Annotated in this window: 10 protein-coding genes and 1 pseudogene; 2 read left to right on the plus strand and 9 right to left on the minus strand. The window is 32.8% G+C overall.

Annotated elements, in window-relative coordinates; translation table 11 throughout:
- Window positions 1-198 precede the first annotated feature (198 nt).
- The gene (locus C2I06_RS08685) at window positions 199-744 is read right to left on the minus strand and encodes a ribonuclease FAU-1 family protein (RefSeq protein WP_095334191.1); all 546 of its coding nucleotides are present in this window, start codon (window positions 742-744) and stop codon (window positions 199-201) included.
- 1112 nt (window positions 745-1856) lie between these two features.
- Window positions 1857-2447 (minus strand): CPBP family intramembrane glutamic endopeptidase, encoded by a 591-nt coding sequence (locus C2I06_RS08700; RefSeq protein WP_141231369.1) that lies wholly within the window; start codon window positions 2445-2447, stop codon window positions 1857-1859.
- A 475-nt stretch (window positions 2448-2922) separates the two neighbouring features.
- Here C2I06_RS08700 and C2I06_RS08705 point away from each other — a divergent pair, with 475 nt between their 5' ends.
- Both C2I06_RS08705 and C2I06_RS08710 read left to right on the plus strand, forming a co-directional pair.
- A complete protein-coding gene (locus C2I06_RS08705; RefSeq protein ID WP_095334196.1) occupies window positions 2923-3495 on the plus strand; it encodes a hypothetical protein in 573 nt (190 codons plus the stop codon).
- Window positions 3496-3546: 51 nt separating this feature from the next.
- Window positions 3547-3810 carry a hypothetical protein gene (locus C2I06_RS08710; protein ID WP_123259138.1) on the plus strand — a complete coding sequence of 88 codons (264 nt, stop codon included), beginning with the start codon at window positions 3547-3549 and terminating at the stop codon, window positions 3808-3810.
- Between the two features lie 1311 nt (window positions 3811-5121).
- Here the strand turns inward: C2I06_RS08710 and C2I06_RS08715 are convergent.
- The 7 genes and pseudogenes from C2I06_RS08715 to C2I06_RS08750 all read right to left on the minus strand — a co-directional run bounded on the left by C2I06_RS08715 (window position 5122) and on the right by C2I06_RS08750 (window position 12368).
- Window positions 5122-6410: pseudogene (locus C2I06_RS08715) on the minus strand (MFS transporter).
- A gap of 184 nt (window positions 6411-6594) precedes the next feature.
- Window positions 6595-7350: a 2-dehydro-3-deoxy-D-gluconate 5-dehydrogenase KduD gene (gene kduD, locus C2I06_RS08720; protein WP_123257876.1), complete on the minus strand. Its 756-nt coding sequence runs from the start codon at window positions 7348-7350 to the stop codon at window positions 6595-6597.
- Window positions 7351-7363: 13 nt separating this feature from the next.
- Window positions 7364-8374 (minus strand): zinc-dependent alcohol dehydrogenase, encoded by a 1011-nt coding sequence (locus C2I06_RS08725; RefSeq protein WP_123257877.1) that lies wholly within the window; start codon window positions 8372-8374, stop codon window positions 7364-7366.
- Between the two features lie 228 nt (window positions 8375-8602).
- Window positions 8603-9856 (minus strand): enolase C-terminal domain-like protein, encoded by a 1254-nt coding sequence (locus C2I06_RS08730; RefSeq protein ID WP_095334200.1) that lies wholly within the window; start codon window positions 9854-9856, stop codon window positions 8603-8605.
- Between the two features lie 101 nt (window positions 9857-9957).
- Window positions 9958-10662: a FadR/GntR family transcriptional regulator gene (locus tag C2I06_RS08735; RefSeq protein ID WP_095334201.1), complete on the minus strand. Its 705-nt coding sequence runs from the start codon at window positions 10660-10662 to the stop codon at window positions 9958-9960.
- 380 nt (window positions 10663-11042) lie between these two features.
- Window positions 11043-11453 carry a hypothetical protein gene (locus C2I06_RS08745; protein WP_249928295.1) on the minus strand — a complete coding sequence of 137 codons (411 nt, stop codon included), beginning with the start codon at window positions 11451-11453 and terminating at the stop codon, window positions 11043-11045.
- A 207-nt stretch (window positions 11454-11660) separates the two neighbouring features.
- Window positions 11661-12368 (minus strand): alpha/beta hydrolase family protein, encoded by a 708-nt coding sequence (locus C2I06_RS08750; protein WP_249928296.1) that lies wholly within the window; start codon window positions 12366-12368, stop codon window positions 11661-11663.
- Between the last annotated feature and the right edge of the window lie 25 nt (window positions 12369-12393).

The raw sequence follows: 12393 nt of genomic DNA on the forward strand, positions 1-12393 counted from the left end.
GAAAACCACTTGAAGTTTAGTGGTTTTTATTTGCTTTTTTGTTCAGCCTCACCCACTAACCTTTCTTTTCATATTGAAATTAGATAACGGAGAGAAATATTAGTAAACTTATAAAAAGACAAAACACTTTCAAATTAAAAAAGTATAAATTGGAACTATCTTGTTTAATAAATTAATTGGTATAAGGATGCTTTCTAATTATTTTAACAGCCTCTCCATTTGTTTTTTCTGTACTTTAGCTAATGCTAATAAGGTGAATTGATCAAGCTTTAATTGTTCTATAATGCCGTTCGCTTCTTCCCATGCTAGGTTATACTGTTGTTTCGTGATTGAATTTTCTTTATATGCATTTTCCAGCTCCTCTTCATCCAGTAAATAAATTTCGTTAGATGGAAGCATTACAATATCTAAAAACAAATCATCCATCCAAGGAACATTTTTCTCTATTCCAATTTCCAGACAAATATCAATATACCACTGCACAATATCACCATTTGCATTAAACATAGTAGTGACAGAATGATGTTTATATAAGGGAAACTGATGAAGCCACATATAGCCATCATCAAGGATACACACAGCTTTCTGATCATACCTTTTTGTTACTGATTCCACTACCTTTATTGAATGAAAGAGCGCCAAATATCCTGTAAACTCTTCTGTCTTCATAAACGTTTGAGCATATTGCTTTTCTACTATCCGTTTCCAGTTTTTATGGTTACCAAATTTTCTTTTTACCTGCATATACACCCATCCTATTCAACATGATATCTGAAACCAATCTGTCTCTTTCGGAAAATCATCTCTACTTAACGTAGTCTAGGCTTTTTTTGTCCTTTACATAGGGTACATTTTAGACTATGGAAGATTGTACTTATGTACATTGCCATAGAATTCTTGTGGACTTCCCGTTGTTTTTTCACTTGTAACCTTACATAATTAAAACAAGAAATATGGTCAAGGCATTTTAGCAAAAAAATATACTGATACGAAACCTAACTGTAATTTATTATCTCTATAAACATCATAAAGTAAAACTATTAGAAGAAATACTAGATAATGCGGCTCTTGATATATTTATTAATATGATTTTAGAATTTTAATTTCTCGTGATTAATTCTTAAGAAAATTAAATCATTCAACCAGAATATTACACTACTAGAGATGATCATATAGTAAAAATTTTGGTCTAAGTAAAATTTGGGATTTAGATCGGTAGCAATCGGAAAGAAAATCAAATTAACTATAAAACCTACTATAAAAAATAATACAAAATTTTTAATATAGGAATTATTTAGGGACTTTCTAAAGAAAAACTGAATTGGCGCTCCTATTACTAGATAGATTAAACTAAAAATAGTAAAAAATAACATGAATGAAGCTAAATCAAAAGAGTCGAAAAAGGAAAATGGAACCGAGTTAATAAAGTAAAACAAAAAAAAAGCAAGAAAAAAAGCTGAAGAAACAGAACAAATTAATAGCCTGATAAAAAAGTTGTTTGTTAATTTCATGATAAACATAGCACCCTCCTAATTCCAATATTAGTAAACTTTACCAATATATAGTATATATATATATATATATATATATATATATATGTGTGTATATTATTATAATTAATTATAATATTACTACTATATATAAATAGGTTTGTGATGAAAATTTTTAAAAATAACGGGAGGAAAAAAATGTATAAAAAAAGATTATTTTCACTTCAATTATAGCCTTAGGATTTACTATGTCTCTCTTGATTATTAGCGCAGACGCAGATATAACTGTTAGAACAAATAGGTGAACTTAGAGTTAAGCCCTAAAGAGAACGAATACTATAAAATATAAAATGACAATCGCGCCCGTTAGTAGAACAGTGATACTAACAAATTATATAAAGAGTGAACAATAATTACTGACCAAAGTGAGTTACTCTTTTTATATATAAATCCCAATATAATACCTAAAACAAAGGTCGTTGTTATGCCATTTAAAAGATATGAAAACTCGAATAGGTCTTTATAAAACCAAATCGGGAAATGAATTGATACAAAGAGCAAAGCTGTAATTGTGTTTGCTATCCAGAATTTATAAGAATCCATTAATTTTCTTAGTAAAAAACCTCTAAACACAATTTCTTCAGTAATTCCCACCAACAGAACTATATTAAGCCACTCATGCAACCCCATTTGAAAATCAATATTACTTTTTAAAACGATAAAATTTAAAATTACAAAATAAGATATGAAAACTAAAGACACCCAACATACCCATTTTAACCCCTTTTTAAAATTGTAACGTAAGCCTAAATAGGATAACGGATTATGTTTCTCCATAACTTTAACCAAAAATATAACAGGAGTGACCCAAATGGCTATTTTGATAACTGCTGATGTTATAGCCCTTGGTATGGACTCCATCATGTCTAAGTATTGGACTAACCATAATTCTCTCACACACCAAAGAACAAAAAAGATAATGAAAAATACCCAAATATAATTTTTATTTGTTTTTACTAAAATTTGTGACTCCCCCTTTTTTTATACAACAATCTGGCCCGATTGCGGAACAAAGAACTACTATACAAAATAGATATTTTTATCAAACTTTATTTTAAATAATCGAACTTTGTTTTAAATGATCAATCTTTTTATAAACCTACAAAAAGAAACATTCTTTATTAATTAATAATAATACCAGTACATACGATAAAAAGAATCTATTTAATTATCAATTTAGGAAGGATAGGTACACTTCTTTCCTCCTTTTTTTTATTTAGATTGCGACATAGTATATTTTTATTCTTATATCATAATAAGTTAAATTTAATATCAAATGAACATAATCAAAATTTTCTGTATACTCAGAAAAATAGGTGTGTTATCCTTAAAATGGAATCAAAATACCAAAAATCATGTGGGAGGTAATATAGTGAAAATAATAAAATCCGGAATATTAGCAGTTTTGTTACTTCTATTCACTAATACTGGTATAGGAAATGCAGAAGAGTACCAGGGTGGTGGTTTTTCTGAGAATGAGATAATTAAAGAAGGATCAAATGAAATTATTAGTGATTTAGAAGTTGAAGATAGACCTAACAATCTGAGTAGCCCTGATGCTGCAATTTCTTTAGGACCACCTAGTTGTAATAGAACTCATTCACATAATGTTGCCACTGTAACAATGCAAGTTAAAAATCTCACAGGTAGTTATAGATCTTTAATGTGGGGGTTTCATTTAACTTCTTCAGCTAGATCATTTTTGGGTCCAATTGTAGTAGTTAAAATGCCCTCTGCAGCAGTAAACGGTAAAGCTATAAACACACCATATGAACCTCATTCCGAAGGAGCATCATATAATTTTCATGGAAGCATGAAAAATTATCAAATTAAGGGTCAAAGTTATCCACTCAAAAAAGGTGATATAGTTAATCTTTCTTGGCATATAACGGGTACAAATCCGGAAAGATATGGTTATCGATATTTAACTTGCAAAATGCCCTAAAGAATAAACCGAAACATAAGAAATAAAGAAATGAGGTTGTAAATGATGGAGATAGAATGGAAAAAAGAAAGTATTATTTTTGAAACTTTAAGAGAATCAGAGGTATGGGCTGATTCTATAGCAAACGAAATACATGGTAGAACAATAAATGGGTATATTACACCAGATTATAAAATAGCATATGCTCTTTCATTTTTCCTAGCTTCTAATCCTGATTATGTTGTTCATACAGAAAAAAGTTTCAATATTCGTCCAGGATTAAAGGTAGAGGATTCATTTATTTATAAAGTTTGGGTAACATTTAATAGTAAATAAATCATATATGAGTATGATTTACACATACTGAAAACTTCCACATGTCAGCAAAAAATTTAGATTTTCTTTCACTCATTTATTTTTGACGCTATATTTTTCAATGTTGTTTACTTCATTGAAAATACATTTTCAAAAACTTCTTAGATAATTAAATAGTACATTACTACTTATATCCTACATAATGACATGGATTTGTATTATCTTATGTTGAGAAGAAACTCACAATTGGATTTATTTTCTCTGTTTTCGAGTTTCTTCTCTTTAAAGCATCTAAATTTCCTCGTTCGTAATATCTCTTGGTTTCTATTTTAGTTTTTCTGCTAATAGTTAGTGTTCTTCTTTGCAAACGATATTTAGTTATACAAAACTTAGAAAAACAGTGAAAAGTTAAGTAATAAAATTTTGCAAATTTTGTTGCTCCGCAAGTACTTCTCACTGCGATTATAAATCTATGGGTGGAGGGTAGAAATATAATGAGATTTATCAACCTCATTGTATTAAAAAAATTATAGAATTCATGCTATTCTCTATGTTTGCATTTCATATGTGTCTTCGTTACAAGTTAAGCAGATTCCATTAGCAACAGGTTTCATCCTTTAAAGGTCATCCTTGCAGAGAGTTCAATAGCCGAGATTTTAGATTGGCAAGGAATGTAATTAACTATACATCCTCCAATTTGACAATAGGAAGTTTGAACAATCTATCCTAATTCCTCATCGTATAAAACATCAAAGACATATTGTTTTGATTCAATTATCAACTAAGTTTGATTCTCTATTCTTACTATTATGAACAACATCCCCTTCTTGAAACATCCCATTTTGAGCGTCAATAACTAGCTGTGCTTTCTTCATCATTCTCTCCCCTAAAAAACTCTTTCTGTAAATTTATCAATATAATTAATACTATTCTCCTACTAGTTAATAAAAAAAGAACCTCTCTTTCATAGAAGAAGGTCCTTATAAATTATGAGTAATTCAATTCAGACAACACTTTCATATTGTAACTAACTTTTATATTCTATAGAGTTTTGTAAATTCCTTCTCCCATAACAAACCTCATTTGTTTTATAAGACACGCTTATTTTTTAGTGTGAAGAAGAAATAACTTCTTAGAATTTTTTATTCAGTGAAATTTGCACTGACAACTGTTACTATTCCTGATATTTTTTCATTGCTTAATTATTTGTTATTAATTAGAAAAACTATCCCGATATATATAATAATCGAATAGAATCCAATAAGTTTTAATTCTTCTAATCCCACTATATTGATAACCCTTTCAAAAATAGGGTTATTTTGCATTAAGTTCCTATTTAGCAGAATTGCTTAATTCAACACGTTTAATTTCTCCAACAATAAATAAGTAACTAATCATAGCAACTATTGCATTAATTCCAACAAAAACCAACGCACCATTATAGGAACCTGTTGCAGCAATGATGTAACCTATAATGATAGGTGTTGTAATCCCTGAAATATTTCCAAAAGTGTTAAATAAGCCTCCACTTATCCCTCCAATTTCTTTTGGAGAACAGTCAGCCATTACAGCCCAGCCTAATTGTCCAAATCCTTTACCAAAGAAAGCTAAGGCCATAATCCCTACAACTAGCCATTCTGCATCAGTATAATTACAAATAATCATACTTGCTGAAAGAATCATACCAATAATTATAGGAGTTTTACGGGCAAAAGTAAGAGATTTACCTTTTCTTAATAAATAATCAGAGTAGACCCCTCCTAAAATTCCACCTAAAAAGCCACTAAGTCCAGGTAATGTCGCAACAAATCCTGCTTCAAGGATAGACATCCCACGTTCTTGAATCAAATAAACAGGAAACCAAGTCATGAAGAAGTAAGTAAGTGTTGAAATACAATACTGTCCAATATATACTCCTACTAACATACGACTTTTCAGTAACTGTTTAATATGTGACCAATTGATGCCACTGGCTTCTTTATTGGCTCCCTTCTCCATCATCTCTAGTATCCCGCCGCCCTGCTCTATATAGTTCAGTTCTGCCTGATTAACACGCGGGTGATTTTTCGGATTATGGATTACTTTTAACCAAACTAAAGCAATCATTATACCTAATGCGCCCATAATAATAAAAACGTATTCCCAACCAAACGATTGTGTTATCCAGGACATAAATGGGTTAAAAATAATTATAGCAAGAAACGCTGAGGCACTAAAAATAGCTGATGCAGTTGCACGTTCATTATCAGGGAACCAAGATGCAGCTACTTGACTATTTCCAGGAAAAGAAGGTGCTTCAGTTAGCCCCACAATAAATCTTAGAATAAATAGCATTACTATGGCAGTACTAGCATTAAAAAATCCAACAAACCCTTGTAATAAAGTAAAGGTTGACCAAAGAAATAGACTCCAAAAAAGAACTTTTTTGTTCCAAACTTATCTAAAATCCAACCTCCTGGAATTTGACCAAGAGCATAAGCCCAACTAAATGCAGAGAAAATATACCCCATTGTTATAGCACTAATCCCTAAATCACTTTGTAAAGGTGAGGCAGCTATTGAAATTGTTGCCCGATCTGCATAGTTAATAGTGGTGACTAAAAAACACATAGATACAATCATCCAGCGAATATTCGTTTTTTCATTGCTGGTACTGGAATAAAATCTTTTATAGAATTATTTCTTTCTAAACTCATACTAGTCTCCCCCTTTTTCCCCTTTATGGTAATCATTCTTTATGACAATAAAGTCATAACCATTTCAGACTAGTTAAACAAGACATGATGAAATTTTAAAGCTATTTTAATTAGCGGCCCAACCATCCGCCATCAACTGCAAGCAGATGACCATGCACATAATCGGCTGCATCAGATGCTAGAAATACAGCGGGACCTTTGAAGTCTTCTGGGTTCCCCCATCGACCAGCAGGTATTCTTTCTGTGATTTGTCTACTGCGTACAGGATCATTGATTAAAGCAGTATTCATTTCTGTAGCAATATAACCTGGAACAATGGCATTCACATTTACACCTTGTGATGACCACTCATTTGCAAGAGCCTTTGTAAGTTGACCCACTGCCCCTTTAGCAGAAGCATAGGCTGGAACAAACAGACCACCTTGAAACGAAGCAAGAGAAGCGATATTAATAATTTTCCCACTGTTTTTTTCAACCATATGTCTTCCTGCTTGTTGGCAAAGAATCCAAACTGCCTTTAAATTCACATTTAATACGTCGTCCCAATCCTGTTCAGAGAAATCTACTGCAGGTGAACGTCTTTGAATCCCAGCATTATTTACAAGGATATCAACTGAGCCCATAGTCTCAATGGCTCTTGGAATTGCTTGCTTTACTTCATTCAGATTCATGAGATCACATTGTATAATTTTACAACGAACACCTAATGCTTTTATTTTCTCTTCAGTGGATGTATCATCACTTCGTTGTAAAAGCACAATATCTGCACCAGCTTCTGCCAGTCCAATAGCAATCCCTTGACCAATTCCCCGAGTAGCTCCTGAAACAACTGCTACTTTTCCCGATAAATCAAACGCTTGCGTCATCTTCACCAACTCCTTATGGTTTAAATAAAATTTTTAATGATTCATCTGGTTTTTCCATTAAATCAAAACCTAGTTTTATGTCCTCTAATGGAAGGACATGAGAAACTAATGGATTAAGATCTATATTACGCTGGCCAAGTAACTCAATAGCTTTTGTAAAGTCATCTGAACTATAGCACCTTGTTGTCTTAAGTGAGATTTCTCTAAAATGCATACTTGCAAGATTAATAGTAGGGGGTTTTTTATAAACACTAACAACTGTGATTTCCCCTTGATACTTGATACAATCAATCATTTGATTAGCTGTAATTTGATTTCCAGCTACTTCAAATACCACATCTGCTCCTACACCGTTTGTTGAATCTTTAACTATTTGAACAATATCCATGGTTTTTGCATCTATGCCCTCATAGCCCATATCTCTGGCAATCTTTAGACGCATCGTACTTACATCAGAAATGAATATCTTTCCTGCTCCTGCCCGTTCCGCAATAAGAGCAATAAGCAAACCAATGGGTCCGGCACCCAGAATTGCTATCGTGTCTCCGACTTTCATATTTGAACGTCTAACAGTATGTATCGCAACAGCCAAAGGCTCGAGCATAGCTGCTTCTTTCTCTGTAACTCCATCTGGTAGTACTCTTAGTCTGTTAATCGGAATAGTAGTATACTCAGCAAAGCCACCATCTTGATCAATCCCTATATATCGCAATTTTTCGCAAACATGCATTTGGCCATTAGTACAAGCTGCACATTTTCCGCAGCTTAAAAGTGGCTCAACGGTTACTTTATCCCCTTTTTTTATCTGTTCATTTTCCACAACTTCCTTCACTACACCGCTAAACTCATGTCCTAATATTAGTGGTGCTTTTGCTCTTGGATGTAATCCATGATAAATCATCATATCCGTTCCACATATTCCCGCATAAGATACCCTGATTAAGGCCTCTCCCTCCTTAGGAGTCGGTATCTCTCTTTCTATCATTTCTACTTGCATAGAGTTTACATAAGCTCCTACTTTCATTAGAAATCACTCCTTTTCATCTATAAATATCCATTATTAAACCGATACTATTTCTATGATACCAAGAGCCTCATACTTACCAACCCTCCTAAAATAGTTTCATTACGACAATAAGATATCCACCTTTGCCCCGTCTTATGTCATATAACCATTTTCTCATTTTTATCGTGACTACAAATCTAGCAAAGCTTTACACTGTTGAATCATACTTAAATAAAGAAAATCATATTATGGTCTTACAGCAGTTCCATCTGGTATACGTGCTAAAGTCCAAGACGGTATTCCACCTGCAACGGGAAATTTCTTTGCTTTTTCTTCGTCAATGTCTATTCCTAATCCAGGTTTTTCATTTACATAAGCAAAGCCATTTTCTTCTTGTGGGCACCCCGGAAAAACTTCTTCCAGCGCATTATTGAATGGAGTCCATTCTTGAATGCCCAAGTTAGGTGTACTTAAATCTAAATGTAGATTAGCTGCTACTCCTACAGGTGAAATATCACCTGGTCCATGCCAAGCAGTACGTACCCCGTATAGTTCACTAAAAGTGGCTAGTTTCTTAGCTGGTGTAATACCGCCAATCGAACTAACATGGCATCTAATAAAATCGATTTGCTGATTAGCAATTAAACTTTTCCACTCATTCACATTCGTGAATAATTCTCCCATTGCTATTGGGGTAGACGTCTGTTGTCTAATCATTTTCAACCATTCAATATTCTCAGGTGCAACGGGATCCTCTAGGAAAAAGAGATGATAAGGTTCCAATTTTTTTGCTAATCTTACAGCTTCAATTGCTGGAAGTCTTTCGTGAATATCATGGATAAATTCCATATTGTATCCAATCTTAGAGCGCAGATGATCAAATAGTTTTTCTATACTTTTCGAGTATGCTTCTGGATCAAAATAACATCCTGCTAATGATGTTTTAGGTGATCGTTTTGGAACTATTTTGTTAGATTTCTCATAAACAGTGGCTATTAACCTTGTATCAGTGGTTCCACTTCCACCATACATGCCCATCTGACAACGAGCATACTGATAACCCTCTTCCATAAGGGCTATGATGTTTTCCTCCACTGCCACTTCATCTGGACCGTCCGCATGCCGATAGAGAGGAATTCCATCCCGGCACTTACCTCCTAATAATTGATAGACTGGTAAGTTTGCCAGTTTGCCTTTAATATCCCAAAGAGCCATATCGACCCCAGAAAGTGCATTATTCATAATTGGGCCGTTCCTCCAGTATCCGCTTACATTTGCAGACTGCCAAATATCCTCAATTCTTCTTGGATCTTTCCCGATTAGAAATGGTTTAAGATAATCCTCAACAGCTGATTTTACGGCAAATATTCGTTGAGTAAAGGTTGCACATCCTAGTCCATATAATTCTGGTTCGTTTGTTTCAACCTTTACAACAACTAGATCGATTCCTCCAGGTGCAGTTAGTATTACTTTTACATCACGAATTTCTAAGTGGTTCATTTCATTACTCCTTCCTAATTTTTGAATTAAAATATCATCAACTCGTTAGTTGTCCTACAAGTTAGGCATGAAAAATAATTACCTCTATCAAAAGAGGTGAATTATTTTCTTGAACTCTTTATTTTTTTTATAATTTCAATATTACTTTCCATGGATTTACTAAGACTAGTTTTAGCAGATTCTGCATCTCTATTTTGAATAGCTCGAAAGATTTGCAAATGTGCTTCAATACTATCTAAAGTAATCCCAATCACTCTATTTAACTCTTCTAAATAATAATAATAGAAATCTCTAATTGAATGCATCACTCTATAAAAAACGATATTGTTTGACGCTTTAGCTATAGCTAAATGAAAATTAAAGTCTATTTCCGAATATTTCTTATAGTCATCTCTATATCGAAACATATCATTTAGAATCTCTTCAATATTATCAATATCTTCTTTTGTTGCATTCTGTACAGCTAATTCTAAACATTTGAATTCAATGGTTTGGCGAAATACCATCATGTCAAAAAATTCTTCTTCGCTAAGATGCATTACCGGAACAAAATCATTGATGCTTTTTCCATTAATATCATCTGATACGAAAGTTCCCTTTCCTTGATATGTAACAACAATTCCTAAATCCCTCAAACGCTGTATGGCGCTTCTAATACTCACTCTGCTTACATTAAACAATTTCTGTAATTGCGTTTCGGAAGGAATTTTACTTCCTGGTTGCCAAGTACCGTTAATAATATGTTCTTTTAATTGTTCATAAACTGAATTAACAATATTTTTTTTATCAATGGAATTAAGTCCCATTCTTTTTCCCTCTCTTGTCTCATGTCCTACAAGTTATGAAATTATATTATCATAGACCTTTAAAAATGTAAATGCTTTCATACGATATTACCTAATATTATATTCTTCATTAATTACTCCCTAAGTTTTTCCTAATATTTGAATATTAGTACTGTTTCGAATCCTGCTATAAAAAAGTTAACTAAAAGCGATGCTATCAATAAATACAAAAGCCATTTTTCATAATAAATATATGTAAAACCAACTTTGATATCAGTGAAAACACTACTCGATACACCGTCACGTTCTCTTTTCTGATATTCATAGACAATAAACCATACTTGCATTTTTAAAAGTTAACACTAAATTATTATTATTAAAAGATATTTGCTTTAAGTCTGTTAAAAAAATTTCAATTGATACTCTAAGGTTGAATACATCATCTTATTCACTTCAACTTGCAAATCAAAATAATTTAACTTTATATCAGCTAAGCTTTCAATCTTCATAATTAACTGAATAAATTTAAAGGATCCACCTCTATTTGCATTTAATGGTAGGTCTGCATATTCTTGATATCTTTCTTTTATTATATGGATATCCTCGTCTATGACTGTATTAAATCCTTTCTCCCATAATGACGCAGGAGGATTGTCGTCTAGTTCAAAGACAGGAAAAATATCTAGTATTTTCTCCTTTTCCATCATTAGATCACAAGGCAAGGTTTGTTTATTCGTTAAGAGAGGGAACATTCTTGGAGAAACATAAGGAGTTACTATTTTTTGACAATCGACTTCATCAGTCCATAGCATAGCTGTTTCCAATGTCCTTACTAAGGGGCTAATAAACACAATATCCTGAGTGGCTAAAGGCAAACGTTCCTTTAGCTTATTAGCTTGACCCCTCCCCTTTTTTGTGAGAGAAGGATTTCTTTTTTGTAAACTAGCAGGAAGTTAAGTGTATGTTCTCCCTCTTAATGTCGTATAAATATTAAGTCCATCCTATCCCCTCAGCCTTTTTTAAATTTCCTTTAACCAAGCAATAAGTTTCTCTACCATTTCCGGTGTAAATGCATGATTCACTTTTTTAAAAATTTCCCACTCCACATTGGTTCGTCCCTTCTCCTGGCTAAGATACTTATAGTAATTTTCTTGACCCTCGATTGGAATTATCGTATCACTATCTCCATGCATAAGAAGAACTGGTGATAGACTCCTCGTTGTGCTTATTGGATCGTATTTCTTTATTAGCTCCTCTTCTTCTTGAGACATCTCTTCTCTATCATCTCGTATTCGAAATAATTTTTCTGTAAGGAGGAAGGAACCCGATCCATTGATATTTGCTAAGCCTCTTATGTCAGGCTCTCTCGCAAAAATACCATTGGCTATAAATCCCCCCATTGAATTGCCTATTAATAGGATACTGTTTTTCTTTACACCTACTACGCTTAAAAACTCATTAAATTCATCAATAGTATGGAAAATAGTATCCCAAAAGTACTGCTGAGTAATGTTGTAACCAAAGTGATCTTCTATAGGAAATCTTTCATCGTGATATAGGATATCAGGAATTAATACGCCATATCCTTCTTGAGCCACTTTTTCGGCCAACTCTATGTATCCCTTCGCTGTTCCACCCCAACCATGATATAAGATTACAATTTTGTCTTTATTATGAATATTTTTTGAATGATAAAACTTCCATTCACCGATTATTTTTCTTTTCACTGTTGTCCCTTCCTTTTTCTACTGA

This window comes from Niallia circulans (genome assembly GCF_003726095.1).
Classification (GTDB): Bacteria; Bacillota; Bacilli; order Bacillales; family Cytobacillaceae; genus Niallia; species Niallia circulans_A.